Consider the following 22624-nt stretch of genomic DNA (forward strand, 5'->3'; position numbering starts at 1 on the left):
TCCGGAGTGGGCGGGCAGGTGGCCAAGGAAAAGGGTACGGGGCCGGACCCCCTGTCCCGTAAGGCCTGGGGAGCGTCGGACGGGTAATAAATCCGGCGTGACACGCACTGTTCCTCCTTCCTCGCTGAGTGTGACCGTTCTCTTTTTCCGGGAGCCGTGCGCTTCCGCTGCCGCGGTGCGCCCTGAGCTGGGTTCACGCATACTCTGCCGGGCACGCCCCGCAGAAGGCGAATATGCGGGATCATGTCTCGCATGACCGAGGTGTCCTCGCTCACAGGGCGGTTGCTCGTCGCGACACCCGCCCTCGGTGACCCGAATTTCGACCGCGCGGTGGTCCTCCTGCTCGATCACGACGAGGAGGGCTCCCTCGGCGTGGTCCTCAACAGACCGACACCGGTGGGGGTGGGGGACATCCTGGAGTCCTGGGGGGAGCTGGCGGGCGAGCCCGGTGTGGTCTTCCAGGGCGGCCCGGTCTCGCTGGACTCGGCGCTCGGCCTCGCCGTGATCCCCGGCGACGAGGGGCCGCTGGGGTGGCGCAGGGTGCACGGGGCGATCGGCCTCGTAGATCTGGAGACCCCGCCGGAGCTGCTCGCGCGGGCGCTCGGCTCGCTGCGGATCTTCGCCGGATACGCGGGCTGGGGTCCGGGCCAGCTGGACTCCGAACTGAGTGAAGGCGCCTGGTACGTGGTGGAGTCGGAGCCGGGCGACGTGTCGTCGCCGCGGCCGGAGGGGCTGTGGCGGGCGGTGCTGCGGCGGCAGCGCAGTCAACTGGCCATGGTCGCGACGTACGCGGACGATCCGTCGCTCAATTGACGGAGCGAGGGGCGGACCGACCGGGCGGGGCCCGGTGTTCGTACGGCGTGTCGGAGCGATGCGTGAGCGTCCGGCTCCGGAGTGCAGGGCCCCAGCGCCTCCGGGACGCTCCCGGCGTGGGTACCCTTGGCTCCTATGAGCACTCTTGAGCCCGAACGCGGGGCAGGTACGAGCACCCTCGTGGAGCCGACACCAGAGGTGTCGCACGGCGACCACGAGCGCTTCGCCCACTACGTCCAGAAGGACAAGATCATGGCGAGTGCCCTCGACGGCACTCCCGTGGTCGCACTGTGCGGGAAGGTCTGGGTACCGGGGCGCGACCCCAAGAAGTATCCGGTCTGCCCGATGTGCAAGGAGATCTACGAGTCCATGGGTCCCGGCGGGGACAAGGACAAGGACAAGGGCGGCAAGGACAAGAAGTAGCGGCCCGTCCTCCGTTGGAACGGCCCCCGGGGCGCGCGTGAGCGTGCCTTCCGGGGGCCGTCGGCGTTTCCGGGGCGCGGGGAGCGCGTGAGCCCGTTTCCGGGGCGCCGGGCGCGCGTGCGTCCGAAGTCCTGCGTGTGGGTCCGAAGTCCTGTCCGCGGGCCGTTCATCGACGTACGGGCATCCACGCGCGGGCGTATCCCGCGGTCACAGATTGGTTGAGACCACTTGTCGGCGTGTCCAGCCGCGCTTAATCTCCAGCGAGTTGTGCAGCACGAAACGTTCGTTGCGCATGATGCAACGTCGATGCACGTCATGATGCAGCGCCGATACCCGTAGGGATCCCGGATGAAGCTTTCTGCTCGCCTTGCCGCCCCGGTCACGGCACTTGTGCTCGCCGGCCTCACCGCCACCGCCTGCGCCCCGCAGACCTCCGACAACAGCGCGACGAAGGACGAGAAGAGCGGCACGCTGCGCGTATGGCTCTTCCAGGAGGTCGGCAACAAGCCCAAGGAGAAGGTCGTCGACGCCGCGGTCGCCGCCTTCCGTGAGCGGCACCAGGGCGCGAAGGTCGAGGTCGAGTACATCCCGGTCGAGACCCGCGCCCAGCGCGTGAAGGCCGCCTTCAACGACCCGAAGAGCGCCCCGGACCTCATCGAGTACGGCAACACCGACACGGCCGGGTACGTCAAGGACGGCGGACTCGCCGATGTCACCGAGGAGTTCAGGGCCTGGGACGAGGCCAAGGACACCGACCCGACGGCCGAGCAGTCCGCCACGGTGGACGGGAAGATCTACGGGGCGCCGTTCTTCGTCGGCGTCCGCGCCCTGTACTACCGCACCGACGTCTTCGAGGAGTTGGGGCTCTCCGCCCCCAGGAGCCAGGCGGAGCTGATCTCCACCGCCAAGAAGGTCCACCAGGCGAAGCCCGGTCTGTACGGACTCGCGGTCGGCGGCGCGTACACCTACGGGGCCATGCCGTTCGTCTGGGCGAACGGGGGAGAACTCGCCGAGAAGAGCGGCGGCTCGTTCAGGGCCACCGTCAACAGTCCGGCCGCCCGCAAGGGCATCGAGGCGTACACCTCCCTCTTCGGCGACGACAACTGTCCGGCCGCCAAGTGCGCCCCGATGGGCGGCAACGCGACGGTGACGGCCTTCGCTTCCGGGAAGGCCGCGATGGCGATAGGCGGCGACTTCAGCCATGCGGCCGTCGAGGCGGGCGCTGCGAAGGGCAAGTACGCGGTCGTGCCGCTGCCGGGCGTGAAGGAGGGGTCGGTCGCGCCGGCGTTCGCGGGTGGGAACAACATCGGTGTACTCAAGAGCAGTTCGCACCGCACGCTTGCCGTGGACCTGATGAAGACGATCGCCGGAAAGGACACGCAGGCCAAGCTGTTCGACGCGATGGGCTTCCTGCCGACGTACACGGATGTGCTGGCGGACTCGGCGAGGAAGCAGCCGTTCGTCGAACCCTTCGTGAAGACGCTGGGGGCGGGCGCCAAGTTCGTCCCGGCGTCGCCGGGCTGGGCGCAGATCGACTCCTCGCTGGTCCTCCCGACGATGTTCCAGGAGATCGTCAGCGGCCGTAAGGACGTCGACGCGGCGTCCGACGACGCGGCGAAGAAGATGGACGCGGCGTTCACGTCCGCGGGCTGAGCGCGATGACGAACGACACCGGCGACCGCCGGAGCGGCCGCCCCACGTCTGGTGGCGCCACGTCTGGTGGCGCCGAGGCCGGGGGCCCTGCGGACGGCGGTGCTGTGGCCGGAGCGGGCCGTACGGCCGTTCAGGGCAGATCCGTTGAGGGCAGCCCCGTCGCCCCCTCCGCGCGGTCGGCCGGGGGCGCGGCGCTCGCCGTCGCGGCCGGTCCCGCCGCGCCGTCCGGCGCCCGTAAGGGGCCGGGGCGGGCTCCCCGGCGGGCCGGGCAGGCGGGCTGGACGCCGTGGCTCTACCTGGCGCCCGCCCTCGTCGTCCTCGGCGGGCTGCTCGTCTACCCGATCTACCAACTCGGCCTGATCTCCTTCCTGGAGTACACCCAGGCTCAGGTCAGCGGCGGGCAGCCGACCTCCTTCCAGGGCTTCGGCAACTACGCCACGCTCTTCGGCGACGGCCAGTTCTGGCAGGTGCTGCTCGCGACCGTGCTGTTCGCCGCCGGGTGCGTCGTCGCCACTCTCGTGGTGGGCTGCGCGCTCGCCGTACTGCTGACGCGCGTACGGGCAGTGCCCCGCCTCGCGCTGATGCTCGCCGCCCTCGGCGCGTGGGCCACCCCCGCGATCACCGGCTCCACGGTCTGGGTCTTCCTCTTCGACCCGGACTACGGCCCGGTCAACCGGCTGCTGGGGCTGGGTGACTTCTCCTGGACGTACGGCCGCTACAGCGCCTTCGCGCTGGTGCTCTTCGAGGTGGTGTGGTGTTCGTTCCCGTTCGTGATGGTGACCGTGTACGCGGGGATCAAGGCGATCCCCGGTGAGGTGCTGGAGGCGGCCTCGCTCGACGGCGCCTCGCAGTGGCGGATCTGGCGGTCCGTCACCGCGCCGATGCTGCGGCCGATCCTGGTGGTCGTCACCATCCAGTCGATCATCTGGGACTTCAAGGTCTTCACCCAGATCTATGTGATGACGAACGGTGGCGGAATCGCCGGACAGAATCTCGTGCTCAATGTCTACGCCTATCAGAAGGCCTTCGCTTCTTCCCAGTACAGCCTGGGCTCGGCGATCGGCGTGGTCATGCTGCTGATTCTGCTGGCGGTCACGCTGGTCTATCTGCGACTGCTGCGACGCCGGGGAGAAGAACTGTGAACCCGCTCGGTATACGCCGCCCCTGGCGGCTGGCGGCCGAGGCATCGGCCCTCGTCATCGCCGTGATCGTGGCCTTTCCGCTGTACTGGATGGTGCTCTCCGCGTTCAAACCGCAAGGCGAGATCCAGTCCACCGAGGCCCGCCCCTGGACGCTCTCGCCGTCGCTCGACTCCTTCCGCCGCGTCTTCGAACAGGAGGAATTCGGGCGCTACTTCCTCAACAGCCTGGCCGTCGCCGGCACGGTCGTGATCGCGTCCGCGCTCATCGCCTTTCTCGCGGCGACGGCGGTGACCCGCTTCCGCTTCCGATTCCGGACGACTCTGCTCATCATGTTCCTGGTCGCGCAGATGGTGCCGATCGAGGCGCTGACGATTCCACTGTTCTTCCTGATGCGTGATGCCGGCCTGCTCAATACACTCGGCTCGCTGGTCCTTCCGCACCTCGCCTTCTCGCTGCCGTTCGCCGTCTGGATGCTGCGGGGATTCGTCAAGGCGGTCCCCGAGGCGCTGGAGGAGGCGGCCTGCATCGACGGCGCGAGCCGTACCCGGTTCCTGTGGCAGATCCTTTTTCCGCTGGTCTTCCCGGGGCTTGTCGCGACGAGTGTCTTCTCCTTCATCTCGACCTGGAACGACTTCCTCTTCGCCAAGTCCTTCATCATCAGCGACACTTCCCAGTCGACCCTTCCCATGGCGCTGCTGGTCTTCTTCAAACCGGACGAGAACGACTGGGGCGGGATCATGGCCGGGTCCACCGTCATGACCGTTCCGGTGCTGGTCTTCTTCGTACTCGTACAGCGACGCCTGGTCTCCGGACTCGGCGGCGCGGTCAAGGATTAGCCGTCAAGGATCAAAGGTTCAAGGACCGAAAGGACGGACGAGATGGATCTGATCCCCGATCCCCTGCGGGCCTGGCCGGTGCTCCGCGCGGGGGGCTCGTACGCGCTCGACGAGGAGACGGTCGTCGAGGCGGGCCCCGGCACGGAGGGCGTGGCCCGGTGGCTCCGTACGACCGTCGGGGCCGCGACCGGGCTGCCGCTTCCGGAGGGCGCCGGCGGTGACAACCGGATCGTTCTCGGCATCGGCCCCGGCACCGGCCGGGAGCTGGGCCCCGAGGGCTACCGGATCACCGTCGACGCGGACGCGGTCCGGATCGACGGCGGCAGCGCGGCCGGGGTCTTCTGGGCGGCGCAGACCTTCCGTCAGCTGCTCGGCCCCGACGCGTACCGCAGGACACCGATCGATCCCGCGCGGGAGTGGTCCGTACCGATGACCGTCATCGAGGACGCGCCCCGCTTCGCCTGGCGGGGCATGATGCTCGACGTGGCACGGCACTTCATGCCCAAGGACGGTGTGCTGCGCTATCTGGACCTCCTCGCCGCCCACAAGCTGAATGTCTTCCACTTCCACCTCACCGACGACCAGGGCTGGCGCGTCGAGATCAAACGCCACCCGAGGCTGACGGAAGTCGGTGCCTGGCGCCCGCGCACCAAATGGGGCCACCGCGCCTCCGAGTTGTGGGAGGAGAAGCCGCACGGCGGTTTCTACACCCAGGACGACATCCGGGAGATCGTCGCGTACGCCGCCGAGCGGCATATCACCGTCGTCCCCGAAATAGATATCCCGGGCCACTCACAGGCGGCCATCGCCGCGTATCCGGAACTCGGCAACACCGATGTCATCGACACGACCTCCCTCACCGTCTGGGACACCTGGGGCATTACCGCAAACGTACTCGCCCCCACTGACAGCACCCTCCGGTTCTACGAGGACGTCTTCGAGGAACTCCTCGGACTCTTCCCCTCCACTTTCATCCACATCGGCGGGGACGAGTGCCTCAAGGACCAGTGGAAGGAGTCCCCGGCCGCTCAGGCCCGTATCGCGGAACTGGGTTTGAGCGGGGAGAACGAACTCCAGTCCTGGTTCATCCGGCACTTCGGCCGCTGGCTCACCGACCGCGGGCGGCGCCTCATCGGCTGGGACGAGATCCTGGAGGGCGGCCTGGCGCCGGGCGCGGCCGTGTCGTCCTGGCGCGGGTACGCGGGCGGGATCGCCGCCGCCAAGGCCGGTCACGACGTGGTCATGTGCCCGGAGCAGCAGGTGTATCTGGACCACCGGCAGGCGCCGGGCGAGGACGAGCCGATGCCGATCGGGTACGTCCGCACCCTGGAGGACGTGTACCGCTTCGAGCCCGTACCACCGCAGTTGACCGAGGAGGAGGCGGCGCGCGTTCTCGGGACCCAGGCCAATGTGTGGACCGAGGTGATGCAGGACCGTTCCCGCGTCGACTATCAGGTCTTCCCGCGCCTGGCCGCCTTCGCCGAGGTCGCCTGGTCGCCCCTCCCGGCCCCCGCGGAGCGTGATTTCGCCGATTTCGAACAGCGGATGACCGAGCACTACCGGCGCCTGGACGCCCTCGGCGTCGAATACCGGCCCCCCGGTGGCCCGTTGCCGTGGCAGCGACGCCCCGCGCCCGACGGGAACAGCGCCGGTCTGGGACGCCCGATCGAGGGGGCGCCCCCGAACGTGTGAGCTCGGCCGCAGGTCCGTGCCCCGCGTCCGTGCCCCATCCGTGCCGCTGGGACCGTGAGTTCAGGTGATCCTGGTAATCCGTAAGGATATGTCGCATAAGGAGCGCCGAAGCGTGGCATTCCGTATGTGACGGCGAAGAGGTGCGAAAGCGGACCTACCCCCAGCTCGGGGACGGATCCGTCCTTCGTGGACCCTCGCGCCGGACGGCCCGGAAGATGTGCCAGAGTTGCCTCGTCCGGGCTGTGAGCACGTACGGTACGGCAACACAGGCGGGACACCGGGACACCGGAAAGGGGCAGCTGGGTTGACCACGCACGCACCGCAGACGGCGCAGTCCGTGACGCTGCCGGCCTCGCTCGACGAGGCCGTGGCGGCGCTCACCGCGATGCCTGCCGCCGTGCCCGTCGCGGGTGGCACCGATCTGATGGCGGCCGTCAACAAGGGGCTGCTGCGGCCCGCGGGGCTCGTCGGCCTCGGCCGGATCAGCGAGCTGCGCGGCTGGCATTACCAGGACGGTCACGCCGTACTCGGCGCCGGTCTGACCCACGCGCGCATGGGCAGGCCCGACTTCGCGGCCCTCATCCCCGCACTCGCCGCGTCCGCGCGTGCGGCGGGACCGCCCCAGATCCGCAACGCGGGCACGCTCGGCGGCAATATCGCCACCGCGGCGCCGACCGGCGACGCGCTGCCCGTACTGGCCGCCCTGGAGGCCGACCTGGTGGTCGCGGGCCCCGGCGGCGCGCGCCGTGAGCTCCCCGTCTCGCACCTGCTGGCCGGCCGGGAGATGCTGGAGCCCGCCGAGCTGATCGGCTTCGTGCGGGTGCCCCTGCTGCACGCACCGCAGGTCTTCCTCAAGGCGACCGGACGGACCGGGCCCGGCCGCGCCACCGCCTCCGTCGCCGTCGTGCTCGACCCGGCGCGGCGCGGCGTGCGCTGCGCGGTCGGCGCGATCGCGCCCATGCCGCTGCGTCCTTTGGAAGCCGAGCGCTGGATCGCCTCACTCATCGACTGGGACGGCGCGCGGGGTCTCGCGCAGGAGGCGCTCGCCGCCTTCGGCGAGTACGTGGCCGCCGCCTGCATCCCGGACCCGGCGCCGCCGGCCGACGGGGGAGAGGCACCCCCGCCGTCGGCCGCCGTACTGCATCTGCGGCGCACCGTCGCCGCGCTGGCCCGACGAGCACTGGGGAGGGCGCTGTCGTGACCACCAATGAGCACTCCGGCTCGGGTTCCGGCCAGGGGCCGGGCCCCGAGGGGCAGGGCGCATGGCAGCCGATCCCGCAGGGCGGGGAGTACGACGCGGAGTCGACCGCGTTCGTGCAACTGCCCCCGGAGGACGTGTTCGACGCGCCACTGGCCGCGCCGGGGCACGGATACGTACCGCCGCAGATCATGTCGCAGGCACCGCCGCCGGGAGATCCGGCGGCGGTCGATCCGTCGATGCCGGGCGGCTGGGCCGCGCAGCATCCGGACGCCGGGACGGGCGGTGTGCGCTGGCCGGAGCCGCACCTGGCGAGCGGCTACGAACCGCAGGCGGCGGGGCAGAGCGGGCAGTGGAACTTCACCGACCGCGGTGACGGTACGGCCGGGGGCGCCGGGCCCGCCACGGGCACCGGGGACCCCTCGGAGCTGACCGGCCATTGGGCGATCCCGGTCGCCCAGGGTGATCTGCCGGACGAATCGGGTGAGTTCAGCACGTCGGTGCTGGCATCCCAGTGGAACGGCGGCAACCCGCCCACGACGCTCCCCGGCGGCGCGGCCGCGCCCTGGGCGGCTCTGTCGGAACCGGCTGTCCGGGACGGCGACACCGGCCCGCAGGGCGCCGTCGACGCCCCCCATGTCATCCACCAGGCCGTCCACGGCCTCACCGAGGCGCCGGAGTACGGGCCGGGACCGGCTGGAGGGCCGGAGCCGGGCCCGGGGCCCGATCCGGCGGGCCTGCCGGGGATGGCGCCGGAAGGCGGGACGGGACACGCCCCCGAGGGCGTTCCCGGGGCCGTACCGGAAGGTCCCGGGGCCGTACCGGAAGCGGAGCGCACGGCGGAATCCCTGGCCGATCCGCGGCCGGACGCGCAGTCCGGTCCCGAGCAAACACCGGATCCGGCGGAGGAGCCCCTCTCTGCCAGCAGCGACAGCGCCGAACACCCCTCCGGCTCCTACATCCTGCGCGTCAACGGCGCCGACCGCCCCGTTACCGACGCCTGGATCGGGGAGTCGCTCCTGTACGTACTGCGCGAGCGCCTCGGCCTCGCCGGCGCCAAGGACGGCTGCTCGCAGGGCGAATGCGGCGCCTGCAACGTCCAGGTCGACGGCCGGCTCGTCGCCTCCTGCCTCGTGCCCGCCGCCACCGCGGCCGGTTCCGAGGTCCGTACGGTCGAAGGACTGGCCGCCGACGGCGAACCCTCCGACGTCCAGCGGGCGCTGGCCAAGTGCGGGGCCGTGCAGTGCGGTTTCTGCATCCCCGGCATGGCCATGACCGTCCACGACCTCCTGGAGGGCAACCACGCCCCCAGCGAGCTGGAGACCCGCCAGGCGCTCTGCGGCAACCTCTGCCGCTGCTCCGGTTACCGCGGCGTACTCGACGCGGTGAGCGAAGTCGTCACCGAACGCACAGCGAGCGCGGAGGCCGCGGCCGCGGCCTCCGAAGAAGCCCGAATCCCGCACCAGGCACCCCCCGGGGCCGGCAGCGCCCAGCCCCCGCACTCGCCCGACGGAGGCATGGCGTGAGCAACGACGCGGCCACCGAGACCCCGACGCTCGACGGCCCCCAGCAGGAGCCGCCCGCGCACGGACTCGGCGCATCACTCTCCCCGGCCGACGCGCGCGCGAAGACCGAGGGCACGTTCCCGTACGCCGCCGACCTGTGGGCCGAGGGGCTGCTGTGGGCGGCCATCCTGCGCTCCCCGCACCCGCACGCCCGCATCGTCTCGATCGACACCGAGGCCGCCGCCGCGATGCCCGGCGTACGCGCCGTCGTCACGCACGAGGACGTCCAGGGAGACCCCTCGTACGGCAGGAGGGTCGTCGACCGGCCCGTCTTCGCCTCGGAGGTCGTACGCCACCACGGCGAGGCGATCGCCGCGGTCGCCGCCGACCATCCCGACACGGCCCGGCTGGCCGCCGCCGCGATCGCCGTCGAGTACGAAGTACTCGACCCGGTCACGGACCCCGAGAAGGCCTTCGCCGCCGAGCCGCTGCACCCCGACGGCAATCTGATCCGCCACATCCCGCTGCGCTACGGCGACTCGGCGGTCACCGGCGAGGTCGTCGTGGAGGGGCTCTATCGCATCGGCCGCCAGGACCCGGCCCCGATCGGCGCCGAGGCCGGTCTGGCCGTGCCCAGACCCGACGGCGGCGTCGAGTTCTACACCGCGTCCACCGACCCGCACACCGACCGCGACCTGGCCGCGGCCTGCTTCGGCCTGGACCCGGAACGTGTCAAGGTCGTCGTCACCGGCGTCCCCGGAGCCACCGGCGACCGCGAGGACCCGGGCTTCCAGATCCCGCTCGGCCTGCTCGCCCTGCGCACCGGCTGCCCGGTCAAACTGGCCGCCACCCGCGAGGAGTCCTTCCTCGGCCACGCCCACCGCCACCCGACCCTGCTGCGTTACCGCCACCACGCGGACGCCGAGGGCCGGCTGGTCAAGGTCGAGGCACAGATCCTGCTGGACGCGGGCGCGTACGCGGACTCCTCGTCGGAGTCCCTCGCGGCGGCGGTGTCCTTCGCCTGCGGCCCGTACGTCGTCCCGCACGCCTTCATCGAAGGCTGGGCCGTACGCACCAACAACCCGCCGTCCGGCCATGTCCGGGGCGAGGGCGCGATGCAGGTGTGCGCGGCCTACGAGGGCCAGATGGACAAACTGGCCGCCAAGCTCGGCCTCGACCCGGCCGAACTGCGCCTCCGTAACGTCCTCGCCACCGGCGACATCCTCCCCACCGGCCAGACGGTCACCTGCCCGGCCCCGGTGGCCGAACTGCTCCACGCCGTACGAGACTTCCCGCTGCCCGCCCTCCCCAAGGACACTCCGGAGGCGGCCTGGCTGCTGCCCGGAGGCCCGGAGGGCGCGGGCGAACCGGGCGCGGTACGCCGAGGTGTCGGCTACGGCATCGGCATGGTCCACATGCTCGGCGCCGAGGGCGCGGACGAGGTCTCCACGGCCACCGTCAAGGTCCACGACGGCGTGGCCACGGTCATCTGCGCGGCCGTCGAGACCGGCCAGGGCTTCTCCACCCTCGCCCGGCAGATCGTGCAGGAGACCCTGGGCATCGAGGAGGTCCATGTCGCCTCCGTCGACACGGACCAGCCCCCGGCGGGCCCGGCGGCCCACGGCCGGCACACCTGGGTCTCGGGCGGCGCTGTCGAGCGGGCGGCGAAGATGGTCCGTACGCAGCTGCTCCAGCCGCTGGCCCACAAGTTCGGGATGTCCACCGAGCTGCTCCAGATCACGGACGGCAAGATCACCTCGTACGACGGCGTGCTGTCCACCACCGTCACGGAGGCGATGGACGGCAAGGAACTCTGGGCCACGGCCCAGTGCCGCCCCCACCCCACGGAGCCCCTGGACGAGTCGGGCCAGGGCGACGCCTTCGTGGGCATGGCCTTCTGCGCGATCCGCGCGGTCGTGGACGTCGACATCGAACTCGGCTCGATCCGGGTGGTGGAGATGGCGGTGGCCCAGGACGTGGGCCGCATCCTCAACCCGGCCCAGCTGGCCACCCGTATCGAGGCGGGCGTCACCCAGGGCATCGGCACGGCCCTCACGGAGAACCTCCGCACCACCCGAGGCCTGGTCCGCCGCCCGGACCTCACCGGCTACGCGCTCCCGACCTCCCTGGACGCCCCGGACGTCCGCATCGTCAAGCTGATCGAAGAACGCGACGTGGTGGCCCCCTTCGGCGCCAAACCGGCCAGCGCGGCCCCGGTGGTCACGGCCCCGGCAGCGGTCGCCTCAGCGGTCCGCGCGGCGACGGGCCGCCCGGTGAGCCGTCTCCCGATCAGGCCGCAGGCGGCGGTGGCGGTCTCGCCTTCGTAGCCGGCTTTCGTGGCGGGACTTCTGTGACGGGGCAGTGCCCAATTCGCAGTGGTGTGATCCGCGTTGCACATGGGAGCCTTGGGGGAGCGGACTGTCACTGGCGCTGGCTAAGCTGGCCTCCGCAGCTTTGTTTCAACGGGGGAGGCAGCGGTGCCGGAGGACAACGGGGCAGCGACAGCGGGGACATTCGCGGCATTGGCGATGATTCCCTTCGCGGGTGGCGCGGTGGCCGCGCAGAAGATAGCCGCGGAATTCGAAACGATGGGGCAGTTCAAGTCCAAGGTCGACGAACTGCTCATCGAGCTTGAGGAATCCGAGGCGTCGCCCGAAAAGGTCTCCAGCGATCGCCTGCTGCAGAGCCACCTCGGTACGCCGGCCCTCAAGGAGAGCGCGTACCTGTACGGCGCGTACACCATCGTCCATGACGAGTTGGAGAGGCTCTCCAAGATGCTCGCCATGCAGATGGAGGGCTTGAGCATCGCGGTTCAGGCGTCCCGCACCGGCTACGAGTCGATTGACGAGGACATTCGGCAGCGTATGCGGCGGCTCGGGCAGGAGTCCAGGGCGTATCAGCAGGAGCAGGAGCAGGCTCGGAGTGACGCGGGCCAGGGCGGCGGCAACGCGACGTCCGGGGCCAAGAAATTCGGGGTGTGATGAACGACGGGGGAGCAGTGGGAGCGGGGATGAGACATGGCTGACCAGCCGAAGTCGAGCCACAAGGCACCGGGACTCGAGCAGACCGACTTCGAGTCCAAGACCCATCAGGAACTGCTGGACATGCTCGACGGAGCCAGCAGCGAGTCGGCTTCGAGGCTCGCGAAGAAGCTGTCCGACGCCTCGTCGAAGATCGATGAGATCGGTATGGGCCTCAAGGGGCACGCGAGTCGTGTCGTGTGGGACGGAGAGGGCGGCGAGGCATTCCGTAACTGGTGTCACCAGGCGGCGATGGCCACCCTCGAACTCGCCAAGTACAGCAAGCAGGCGTCTTCGTCGCTGGCCGAGGTGGCCACCGCCATCGCCTATGCCAAGGACGGCGGCGTCCCAGGCAGGCCGACGGCCCTCGAAACGCAGGCCAAGGAAGCGCGAAGCACTCTGAAGGCCGCCCGGAATGATCCGGGCGCTCCCAAGGACCTGTCCAAGTACCGCAACCAAGAGAGCACCGCTCTGGCGGGGATGGAGTCCGCCCGGCTCGAAGCGGCCGACCAGATGAGAAGGCTGGCGCAGACGTACGCCGGCTCCGGCGACCAGATCATGTCCTTGCAGCCGCCGACGTTTCCGCCGCCGCCGGGGCAGTTCATGCCGCCGCCCGCCCAGTCGCTGAGCAAAACGAACCGACGGGGTGGCGGTTCGGTCACCGGGGGCGGTAGCAGGGGTGGGTCTTCGGCCGATTCGTACTCGTCCTCGGCGTCGAGTTCGTCATCGTCGAACCAGAACGGTTCCGTGCCGTTGGAGAGCGCTTCGCGGGTGACGCCGCCCTCCACGGTGGTGCCGGACCGTCCGGTCGACATGGAGATCGACGGAGCGACGACGCTGCCTCAGGCGCCCACTTCGCAGTCTCCGGTACAGAGCACCGCGCCGGCAGGAGGCAAGCCCGACGGACTCGGTTTCCCTCCTTCGCCCGGTGTGATCCCACCCGCGTTCGGTGGGGGTGTCACACCGCCGAATTCCGGCCCGACCGGCGGCCGAACGGGTACCGGCATCCGTGGTCCGCTGCTGCCTGGGCAGGGTTCCGTAAGCAGCGTTCCGCCAGGGCGGATGCCGCAGCAGAACGGCATCGTGGGCGGTCGGCCCGTCCCGCAGAACGCGGGCCGTCCGGCCGGCGGAATCCCTCGGGGCACGGTCATCGGGGGAGAGACAGGCCAAGGCCGTGGGTACGGCCAGGGCCGAGCAGGTATGGGCATGCCCCATGGCCCCGGCGCGGGGATCGGCCAGGGAGGAATGGCCGCGGGACGGCGGCTCGCCTCGGAGTCCGGGGGCGTTGTCGGGGGCAAGCCTCGCCAGCAGGGAGCCTCGGGGAAGCCCTTCACCCCGGGAGGGTCCGGTCTCGTTCGTAAGGCACCGGCAGACGGCGACACCCGTAATGGGCGTTCCGGCGCGGTTCCGCCCGGTACGCGTCGCCCCCGGTCTCGTGAGGAACGGGAGAACGGCGAGCGTCCGGACTATCTGGTCGAGGACGAAGAGACCTGGCAGCAGGGCAGCCGCCGTATTGTCCCTCCCGTCATCGACTAATAACCCTGTACGCATTCGGCAAGAGGAATCAGATGCACACCAGCAGCCGTCGAGCAGTGAGGAATGCGCGGGCGGTGTCCGCAGTCCTGGGGACGCTGCTGGTGGGCATTGCCGCAACACCGGCCCACGCGGAGACGATTCGCGAGGAGCAATGGCATCTCGATGCCATGAAAGCCGATGAGATGTGGCGTACGAGTACGGGCAAGGGCATCACTGTCGCGGTCATCGACACAGGCGTGGACAAGAGCCTGCCGGATCTGGTGGGGCAGGTCCTGCCTGGACTCAACCTCTCGAAGGAACCGGGCGACGAGTACTCGGATTACGAGGGACATGGCTCGCAGATGGCCGTCCTGGTCGCGGGAACAGGCAAGCGGCCTGGGGGGCAGGGGGCATTTGGCCTCGCACCTGGGGCGAAGATTCTCCCCATCAGATTGCCCAAGGTGAACGAAGGGACGAAGCTGGCGATCAACGTGCCTTTGTGGACCGAGTCGCTCAGTAAGGCGATCCGGCACGCGACCGACAAAGGCGCAAAGGTCATCAACATCTCGCAGGGATCAACCGAGACTGCGGAAAATGTCACCGAGGCTGTCAAGTACGCCCATGACAAGGGTTCGCTGGTCTTCTCCGCGGTCGGCAACGAAGGTGACAAGGGAAACCCGCCGATGTACCCGGCAGCGACGCCGGGCGTTGTGGGCGTATCGGCAATCGACAGGAACTCCGAGGTGACGGCGGAGTCGCAGCATGGTCCGCAGGTAGACCTCACCGCTCCTGGAATGGACATGGTTTCTGCATGTCCCGGCGGTTCGCAGATATGTGACAGTCACGGTACGAGCGATGCCGCGGCGCTCGCCTCCGCCAGCGCCGCGCTGATCTGGTCCAAACACCCGAAGTGGACCAACAACCAGGTGCTCCGCGTCCTGATCAACACGGCAGGTAAAGCCGAGAACGGGGAAGCTCGTACCGACTTCGGAGGATACGGCGCCGTCCGCCCCCGTATCGCTCTCAAGACTCCGGGCGACCCCGGCCCGGCCGACGAGTACCCGCTGCCCGACCTGGCTGCGGCGGAACCGTCCGCGTCACCTTCGTCCGAAGGCTCCGAGGGCTCCGAGGCCACCACGGGCGGTACCGAGAGCAACAAGAAGGACGACGACAAGCAGTCCGGAGCGGTCGCCGCGTCGGACGACGGCGGCAACACGGGCCTTTGGATCGGTCTCGGCATCGGCGCCGCGGTTCTTCTGGGCGCGGCGATCGCAGTACCGGTCGTCCGCTCCCGTCGCCGCGCGGCCTCACCCTCCCAGCCGCCGGTTCCGGCCTTTGCCCCGGCTCCGTACCAGCAGCAGCCGCCGTACCCGCCGCAGCAGCCGCCCTACAACCCCCAGCAGCCCGGCCCCGGGCAACGCGATGTGTGAGGTTCGGGGGGCGTAGCCGTTGACCGCGTCCTGCCGGGCGGTTGCGCCGTTGCTGGTGGGAGGGCCGCTCGTCGGCACGAGCCCCGTTACCTGGCCCACTGACACCTTGCGATCTGGTCTCAGTCGGCTGCCACCCCAATTAGCGCTGGTGTCGTCCCTGTTGCACATGCAAGCCTGGTGTGCGGAGTGTCGGTGGCGCTGGCTAGAGTTGTGATCGAGGTTGTTGGAGAACACGGGGGAGGTATCTGTGCTGAGCGCGGACGGTGGTGGAGCGGGGCCAACACCCTTGACCGATGAGGAAGCCCTGCGCAGGGTCAATCCTGTGATGGCTTCGGCGCTTTACGACCCGGAGTCGATGGTCAAGTTCAAGGCGCGCATCGATCAGCTGATCATCAATCTCAACGGTTCGCCCGCCGGCCCGAAGAAGGTCGGTGCCGAACCCCTGGGACGGGCGCAGTTCGGCGGGGGCGATGGCGCGTGGGCAGAGGCAGCCGGTCTGTCCACCGCGTACGAGACGGTCATCGATCAGCTGAAGCAGTTGTCGAAGCTGCTGGCGGATTCGCTTGAGGGCATGGGCATCGCGGTGGTCGCTTCCAAGGATGGCTTCGAGGGGCTGGACGACGACATCCGCAGGCGGATGCGTGCCATCCATGCGAGCGCGGAGAAGTACTACGATCCGCAGCGCGATCCGTCAGCCCAGCACCCGGAGTCGGGCAAGGAAGGCAAGGAGCCGAAGCCCGAAAGCAGCGAGACGAGCGCTGAAGGCATCAGGTAGCGACGTGGTGGTCTGAGGACTACTACGGGCGACGAACGGGGAACCGAATGGGTGGCAAGGACCAGGGCGGGGGCGGAGCGACGTCCTTCGAGAGCATGTCCCACAAGCAGATGCTGGCATGGCTGGACCAGGCGGAGAGCGGAGCGGTACAGGCGGCGGCCGACAGTCTCGCCGCAGCGGCGGGGGAGATCCGCTCCATCGCGGAGGAGCTCAAGAAGCGTCCGGAGCGCGTGGTGTGGGAGGGCGAGGGCAACAAGGCGTTTGTCGAGTGGGGCGCGAGCTTGTCCGGTGCGACCTTCCGGCTGGCTGATTACAGCGACGAAGCCTCGAAGTGGCTGGGGCGGGCCTCCGAAGCGATCACCGAGGCACAGAGCGCCATCCCACGAGAAAAGGGCCCGATCGCCCGTGCTGTGACGCCTGCGTCGCCGTTGGAGCCGCTCCCGGAGATGAACCGCCTGGAAGCGGCGGCCCAAATGCGGAGGCTGGCTCAGTCGTACCAGCAGTCGCAGACCCAGATGGCGAAGCTGGAGCTGCCGACGTTCCAGCCGCCGCCGACCGAGTTCGTCCCGGGAGGCGGGAAGCGGGACTCGGCGGAGAGCTTGGGGCGCACCGGAGGCGGTGACGGTCCGAGCATGTCCGGAGGTGGTACATACGTGGCCTCTCCGCAAGGCGGATCGGCTTCGGCGCACGGCATTGCCAACGTGCCGTCTTCGGGTATCAAGCCGGTGGAAAGCCCTGTCGAGATGGAAGTTGACAGCATCGATACGCGGCCGCAGTCTCCTGTGGCACCTCCGGGTACGTCTGTTGGCACGCCTCCTGTTGGCAAGCCAGATGGCATGAGCCTGCCGCTGACAGGAATGATCCCTCCCGCTTTCACCAGTGGTCCAGGAAATCAGGGCCCGGGAGTAGCAGGCGGGCGCTCCGTGCCGGGTGCGCGTTCTCCCCTGCTTCCAGGACAGAGTTCGCCGGGAACCGGGCAGACCGGTCGCCTGCCACAGAACAACGGTATTTCGGGTGGTCGCCCCGTGCCGACATCTTCGGGACGTGCCAGTGGGGGGATTCCCAGGGGAGCGGTCATCGGCGGTGAGCACAACCAGGGGCGTACACCCATGGGACACGGCATCGGTGGCGGAATGGGGGGCGGCCAGAGCGGAATCACCGGAGGGAGGCGCCTGGCGTCCGAGGCCGGTGGCGTGGTCGGCGGACGGCCCGTCCAGCCGGGCACGAGAACGGGAAGGCCCTTCACTCCAGGTGGCTCGGGCCTCGTTCGAGGGGCAGCCGCCGACGGTGGTGCGCGTTCCGGACAGACAGCAGTCCCGCCCGGCTCGCGGCGAGGTGCGAGCCGTCGCAGGGACGATCCGAACGGTGAGCGTCCGGACTACCTGACCGAAGACGAAGAGACCTGGCAGCAAGGCGGCCGCCGTGTGGTCCCGCCCGTCATCGACTGATCTCACAGATAGAGCCAGAGGAATTTGAATGCGCGCCAGCAATAAGCGAGTTGGTCGGCCCAGCACATTGGTATCGGCCGGCCTGGGCCTGTTGCTGGTGGGCATCGCGGCGACCCCGGCGTACGCGGAGACCATACGGTCCAAGCAATGGCATCTTGATGCCATGGGCGCCGAGGAGATCTGGCAGCTCAGCACGGGCAAAGGTGTGACTGTCGCGGTGATCGACAGTGGGGTCGATGATTCAAACCCCGACCTTCTGGGCCAGGTTCTGAATGGAAAGGACTTGGCCCCTGATGAGGACGGCGACGAGCGCTCTGACTACGACGGACACGGTACGGGCATGGCCGGCCTCATCGCTGGCACGGGCAAGAGCGGTGGGGGAGACGGAGCATTCGGCCTCGCGCCGGGGGCCAAGATCCTTCCGATCCGAATGCGGAACTCAGGTTGGGATGCCAACCGAGAGTCAGAGGTCAAGGAGTTCAACAAATCCTTGCCTGTGGCCATCCGTTACGCCGTGGCCGAGGGCGCCAAAGTCATCAATATCTCCCTTGGTTCACGTGAGGGCTCTCAAGAGTTGACAGATGCGGTTGAGTACGCCGTGGAGAATGGATCCCTGATCTTTTCTGCCACAGGTAACACTGCAGAATCCGGCAATGATCTGGAGTTCCCGTCAGGAACCCCAGGCGTCATCGGCGTCGGAGCTATTGGCAAGGACCTGAAGAGGACCGACGAGTCCCAGTACGGCCCCCAGGTGGACATGTCGGCGCCAGGCGACGAGATGGTGCATGCGTGTGGTGGGAAGACCGGCCTGTGCACATCTCACGGCACCAGTGACGCCACCGCCATCGCGTCCGCGACCGCCGCGCTGATCTGGTCCAAGCATCCGAAGTGGACCAACAATCAGGTCCTCCGGGTCATGCTCAACACCATCGGTAAGCCTACGAGCGGCGAGAAGCGCAATGACTCCATCGGCTACGGCGCGGTACGTCCGCTCCGTGCGCTGAAGACCCCGGGCGACCCGGGGCCCGCCGACGAGTTTCCGCTGCCCGACCTCGCTGCCGCCGCCTCCCCGTCGCCTTCGCCCGAAGGGTCCCAGGCCACAGGCGGTGGCGAGAGTGGCAAGGACGACAAGGAGCAGGCCACAGCGACCGCCACGTCCGACGACGGAGGTAGGACCGGTCTTTGGATCGGTGTGGGCATCGCCGCCCTGCTCGTGGGCGGTGCCGTCGCGACGGCACTCGTCCGTTCTCGGCGTCGTGCCGCTGTCCCACAATAGCTTTCGCCAGCCTTCGTGCCGTACCAGCCGCCGCACGCCGATCCTCGGGGCACCAGCTACCGCAGCTGGTTCGGAGGCGCGAAGTCGGCCACGAGTGACCTGATCCCGTATGGAATTGGCTTGAGAGGTAAACGCGCATCAACTATGGGCGGTTGGCGGGTTTACGGGCGTGCTGCGCTGACTCCCCGGGGCTGATGCTGCTGGGCTTCGCAGAGCCTCCTGCGCACGCCGGGACCGTGTGCCAACTGCGCTCGCACTTGGTTGGAATACAGGCGAATGAGATCTGCATGCTCGGCACAGGCCACGGGGTAAACGTAGCGGCGCAGCATTATTTACTTTTCACCGATGCAGGCTCAACGATGGCATTTGAGGTCATTCTGATGGCAGGCGTGGAAGTTCAGCAGGGAACTCTTGGCGCTCCTGGCATTCGCCGACCTTATATGCATGCCTAGCTGTCTGATAGGCAAAGTCTGTAATTGTCTGGCGGAGTTGATCACCTTTTGCGCGAGTCTCACCTATTGTCCTCGCTTGAGTGATCAATGAATAGCTCTGGAGCGCCTTTTCCTTTTTCTTTCCCGGTGGCACGCACAGAATGTAGACCTGTGTTTGATCGCGCCATGAAATTATCTCAATTCCTCCTGACGACATCTTGATTTCTTTACCGTCGCCGTCCCCCACCACGCTATCTCTCCATGTAGCTTCACTGGCATCAGCTGTTTTGGCTTCGCCTGAAATGATCGAATCTTGACTGCTGACCTTGACATAGCAAGCGAACGTGAAGCCGTTCCAGGTGGTGAGCATTTTTCCGCGCTCAAGTGCTTTTCGCGTGTCCGGTAGGGCATCGGCCGCAGTCTCTCGGTTCACTGCCCCGTCACACACCTTGGCGGGTAGGCGATCAAGTCCCTTGGTGAAGATCTCCAAATACCCGAAGACTCCCATACTCAGGATGATGCAGATCAGGGGGACTCTTATCGCTGCTTTCTTTGAGGTGATCTTCATGATGGCTGTAGCGCCCAATCTGAATTAAGCGCTAGGGCGCTTGTGGGAATCTTCCAGGACAGTGTCGCTCTGTAGCCATCCGTCTTTTAGTGCATCGCGGATCAAGTTCTTGGTCTCGCCTTCCTGCAAGTCTGACTTATGCGCATCAATTGCGTCCTGGGCCGAAGTCTGTGTCTGGCGCGTGGCCGAGTCCAGGGATTCATTTAGATCTTGTCCTGTGCGGTACAAGGCATCATCCAGAGCGGTATCCCCGTCGCGCCCGTTCATGAGGCGGTCGACAGCCATGCCTGCCACTCCTCCTAGGAATCCCCCAGCAGCCGCCCCCTCTAGCGGCGGAGCGATTGCTACCGCCCCCACTCCAATTCCTGCAGAAAGAATGGCTTTAAAGAAATCTCCCTGCGACTTGAGGGCATCGTTGTTATCTTTCTCGTTGTCGACGGATTCCGATATTCCGGCGTCGGCCAATGAATGTCCAACGATGCCCTCTACGATGCCTGTGTTCTCGGTGATCGTGCGAATCGCGTCATTCGTGCTGCCGTCATAGAGAGAGGGATCCGCGATGTGGGCTTCCAGTAGGCTGCTCGTGTAGATGCTCTCGCCGTAACGGATGCCAGCTGCCCCATTGTTGTCTCTTGCCACCTCATAAAGAAACCGCGTGGCATCTCTCTTGTTGAGTCCGTCCGGATCGGCGCTGTTGGTCAAAAATATGGACTCCGCTCCAGGGCCGGCCATTGTTCGGTTGATCTCGGGCATGTAAGCGGAGGCCATATGCCCGAAGCTTTCGCCGATCGCCTTGTCCACGAGGTCTGCGCCTGCATTCGGCTGCGCAACGGCATGCATGACGTTCTGCATGATCTCGACTTGCGCTTTGGTGTGCGGTAGCGGACCGGATGGCGTCTCTCCGCGTGAGACTCCAGTGACGGCGGCTTCGAGTGCGTGCCCTACCGACTGCCCCCTGTCTGTGTACTTGGTGCTCTGGAGGACGTGTTCAAGATCAGACTTGGAGTCGAACGCGCTTGTTGCAGCCTCGGAATTATGCGCGAGTGCGTTCGCGAAACCGATCATCGGATCCCTTCCGTCGTCTTTTCCGAAAGTGAGATCAGTGATCTGAGATTCCTTCCAGATTTCATTGGTGCCCATTCCTGGGATGCCGGCCGGAGCCTTGTCCATCTTGAGTAGTTGCTTACCGTAGTCATTCAGAAACTCGGTGTCATATTTTCCTTGGCTCATCAGGCTGCTCATGACCTGGAATCCAAGAGCCCCGATGGGCTTGGATGGAATCGAAGAATCAGACCTGAAGCTCGTATTTCCTTCATTGATAATGCCCTGCTTCCACTCTCGCATTTCAGGCGAGTCGGAGAAGGTTGCGGTAGCCAATGTCATACTCAAGTTCTTCTGCAGATCCTTGAGCTCCTTGAGTTCATTTCCTCTGGCTCCGGCGTGAGCATCGGCCATTCCAGTCCAGAACTGAAGGGTCCCCTTGGCCTCCATATTTGTCGCGAATCTCTCGGCGAAGAGGCTGTCGTGGCGATACTTGTGAAGGGTGCTATTGAACTGGCTGAGCTCTTTGGCGGACAGGTCATTCGGGTCTCTCTTTGCGAGTTTCGCGAGAGTGTCGGCCTTTTGTAGGGCTTCGGCGGCAGAGTCGCGGTCTTTGTATTTGATGTCTGCGAAGCCGGCGGTTTCCTGATCGGCTATGGCGCGGAGCGCTTGGGCTGCGGTCTCGTCGCTGGTGGTGGCTTTGTCGAGGATTCCCTGCAGTTCGTTGCGGAGAGTTTCGGCTGCCTGTTTGCTGTTGGCGGGTTCGGGGTGGACGTTGACCAAGATGCTGAAGCCGCCACCTTGTGTACCGTAGGTGCTGAGGTGTTTGTCCCACCCTCGGTCGATGGCCTCATTGAGGTCGTCGCGGTATTGGATTAGTTCGCTACGGGTGTCCCTGAGGATGTTTCGAATGGTGGTGGCCTGACTGACGGCGTCTGAGAATTCTCCCGCGGTCTTGCTGATGAACTCACGGGAGACGGTGGCATTGACTCCTGCCCAGTTGGCTCTGTTCGCCTTGGCCTTGAGGTCGTCGCGCGCGTCTTCCGCCATGGTTGTGAGTCTCTTGACGACGCTGGACCAGTCGTCTATCGCTACGCCTAGTGATGCGAAATTACCGTGCCGAAGTGCCTCGAAGTCCATCAGCGCTGGGTCCTTTCATCGAAGCCCTTGTCCAGCTGAGCGATGCTGCTGAAGGTCGAGGCGATGTAGTACTCATCGCCCTGGTGTGCCTTTTTGGAGAAGTCCATATGGTTGGATATGTGGGCGCAGGCGTCTAAGAGTGACTGCAACTGTTTTTCCCACCGGCTCTGTACGTGATCAAGAGCGCCGCCGAGTTTGAATTTCTGTGTGGTGAGGTCTTTCGCGGCGGTCTGACTGCTGGACCATGCGTCGCGGCCGTATCGACCCAGGTCCTCGAAGAGCTTGAACGCGCTGTTCCCGACCGTGGCCAGGTCCTTCTGATCCACGGTCAGGTCGCCCTGTTTGTTTCCGTGACCAACCATTGCGCCGCCATCGGCCGGAAGCTGATTGAGTTGCATCTGTGTCGAACGCTTCTCAGCGGCTTCGGTCTTCGACTGTTCCCATTCGTCCCACGTCATCTGCGGGTCCCCGTCCCCGTGCAAGCTGTTGTCTCGACCATCTTCCAACTCAACCTACCCGTTCACTTGTAGCTGGGTGATCAGGTGCGCCTGGTAGCTACCGGTTACGGAGGTTTGGTCGGCTGTGGTGTCCCAAGTTTCCTGTGGGGAAGCCAGTTGGAGATTCGTTGCTGCGGATTGGTGATGTCTTGCCGCAGGCGGATCAGCGTGGGTGGGCTGCGCCAAGTGTGGGTGGGATGTCGGCCGGTCTCTCGTGGGAC

Annotated in this window: 18 protein-coding genes; 14 read left to right on the forward strand and 4 right to left on the reverse strand. The window is 67.2% G+C overall.

The window, feature by feature from the left end; all coding sequences use genetic code 11:
* The first annotated feature begins 252 nt into the window (after positions 1-252).
* The 13 genes from ACIOJD_RS06985 (at position 253) to ACIOJD_RS07045 (ending at position 16002) form a co-directional block, all read left to right on the forward strand.
* A complete protein-coding gene (locus ACIOJD_RS06985) occupies positions 253-813 on the forward strand; it encodes a YqgE/AlgH family protein (RefSeq protein WP_401909210.1) in 561 nt (186 codons plus the stop codon).
* 135 nt (positions 814-948) lie between these two features.
* The gene (locus ACIOJD_RS06990) at positions 949-1236 is read left to right on the forward strand and encodes a DUF3039 domain-containing protein (RefSeq protein WP_401909213.1); all 288 of its coding nucleotides are present in this window, start codon (positions 949-951) and stop codon (positions 1234-1236) included.
* A gap of 348 nt (positions 1237-1584) precedes the next feature.
* Positions 1585-2889, forward strand: a complete 1305-nt coding sequence (locus ACIOJD_RS06995) for an extracellular solute-binding protein (protein WP_401909215.1) — start codon at positions 1585-1587, stop codon at positions 2887-2889.
* 5 nt (positions 2890-2894) lie between these two features.
* Entirely contained in the window at positions 2895-4031 is a 1137-nt protein-coding gene (locus ACIOJD_RS07000; RefSeq protein WP_401909217.1) for a carbohydrate ABC transporter permease, read from the forward strand.
* Positions 4028-4867, forward strand: a complete 840-nt coding sequence (locus ACIOJD_RS07005) for a carbohydrate ABC transporter permease (protein WP_401909220.1) — start codon at positions 4028-4030, stop codon at positions 4865-4867. The genes ACIOJD_RS07000 and ACIOJD_RS07005 overlap by 4 nt, the downstream gene beginning before the upstream one ends.
* A 42-nt stretch (positions 4868-4909) precedes the next feature.
* Positions 4910-6559, forward strand: a complete 1650-nt coding sequence (locus tag ACIOJD_RS07010) for a beta-N-acetylhexosaminidase (protein ID WP_401909223.1) — start codon at positions 4910-4912, stop codon at positions 6557-6559.
* Between the two features lie 304 nt (positions 6560-6863).
* Positions 6864-7760, forward strand: coding sequence for an FAD binding domain-containing protein (locus tag ACIOJD_RS07015; RefSeq protein WP_401885078.1), 897 nt, complete (start codon positions 6864-6866; stop codon positions 7758-7760).
* The gene (locus tag ACIOJD_RS07020) at positions 7757-9283 is read left to right on the forward strand and encodes a (2Fe-2S)-binding protein (protein WP_401909226.1); all 1527 of its coding nucleotides are present in this window, start codon (positions 7757-7759) and stop codon (positions 9281-9283) included. The genes ACIOJD_RS07015 and ACIOJD_RS07020 overlap by 4 nt, the downstream gene beginning before the upstream one ends.
* Positions 9280-11589, forward strand: a complete 2310-nt coding sequence (locus tag ACIOJD_RS07025) for a xanthine dehydrogenase family protein molybdopterin-binding subunit (RefSeq protein WP_401909229.1) — start codon at positions 9280-9282, stop codon at positions 11587-11589. Before ACIOJD_RS07020 ends, ACIOJD_RS07025 begins: the two co-directional genes overlap by 4 nt.
* Before the next feature lie 150 nt (positions 11590-11739).
* A complete protein-coding gene (locus ACIOJD_RS07030) occupies positions 11740-12243 on the forward strand; it encodes a hypothetical protein (RefSeq protein ID WP_401909232.1) in 504 nt (167 codons plus the stop codon).
* A 36-nt stretch (positions 12244-12279) separates the two neighbouring features.
* A complete protein-coding gene (locus ACIOJD_RS07035; RefSeq protein ID WP_401909235.1) occupies positions 12280-13818 on the forward strand; it encodes a hypothetical protein in 1539 nt (512 codons plus the stop codon).
* 32 nt (positions 13819-13850) lie between these two features.
* On the forward strand, positions 13851-15227 hold the full coding sequence (gene mycP, locus ACIOJD_RS07040) for a type VII secretion-associated serine protease mycosin (protein WP_401909238.1): 1377 nt from the start codon (positions 13851-13853) through the stop codon (positions 15225-15227).
* A 286-nt stretch (positions 15228-15513) separates the two neighbouring features.
* Positions 15514-16002, forward strand: coding sequence for a hypothetical protein (locus ACIOJD_RS07045; RefSeq protein ID WP_401909241.1), 489 nt, complete (start codon positions 15514-15516; stop codon positions 16000-16002).
* Between the two features lie 487 nt (positions 16003-16489).
* Here ACIOJD_RS07045 and ACIOJD_RS07050 read toward each other — a convergent pair whose 3' ends face one another.
* Positions 16490-16636, reverse strand: coding sequence for a hypothetical protein (locus ACIOJD_RS07050; RefSeq protein WP_401909244.1), 147 nt, complete (start codon positions 16634-16636; stop codon positions 16490-16492).
* A gap of 842 nt (positions 16637-17478) precedes the next feature.
* Between ACIOJD_RS07050 and mycP (ACIOJD_RS07055) the strand changes: the two genes are divergently transcribed.
* Positions 17479-18726: a type VII secretion-associated serine protease mycosin gene (mycP, locus tag ACIOJD_RS07055; protein WP_401909246.1), complete on the forward strand. Its 1248-nt coding sequence runs from the start codon at positions 17479-17481 to the stop codon at positions 18724-18726.
* 372 nt (positions 18727-19098) lie between these two features.
* On the opposite strand, the gene ACIOJD_RS07060 is transcribed toward mycP (ACIOJD_RS07055), so the two are convergent.
* The 3 genes from ACIOJD_RS07060 to ACIOJD_RS07070 all read right to left on the reverse strand — a co-directional run bounded on the left by ACIOJD_RS07060 (position 19099) and on the right by ACIOJD_RS07070 (position 22364).
* Positions 19099-19725: a hypothetical protein gene (locus ACIOJD_RS07060; protein WP_401909249.1), complete on the reverse strand. Its 627-nt coding sequence runs from the start codon at positions 19723-19725 to the stop codon at positions 19099-19101.
* Positions 19726-19749: 24 nt separating this feature from the next.
* Positions 19750-21816, reverse strand: coding sequence for a hypothetical protein (locus tag ACIOJD_RS07065; protein ID WP_401909252.1), 2067 nt, complete (start codon positions 21814-21816; stop codon positions 19750-19752).
* An 89-nt stretch (positions 21817-21905) separates the two neighbouring features.
* Complete coding sequence (locus ACIOJD_RS07070) at positions 21906-22364, reverse strand: hypothetical protein (RefSeq protein ID WP_401909255.1); 459 nt, start codon at positions 22362-22364, stop codon at positions 21906-21908.
* Positions 22365-22624: the final 260 nt, after the last annotated feature.

The organism is Streptomyces sp. NPDC088116 (assembly GCF_044741745.1).
Taxonomy (GTDB): Bacteria; Actinomycetota; Actinomycetes; order Streptomycetales; family Streptomycetaceae; genus Streptomyces.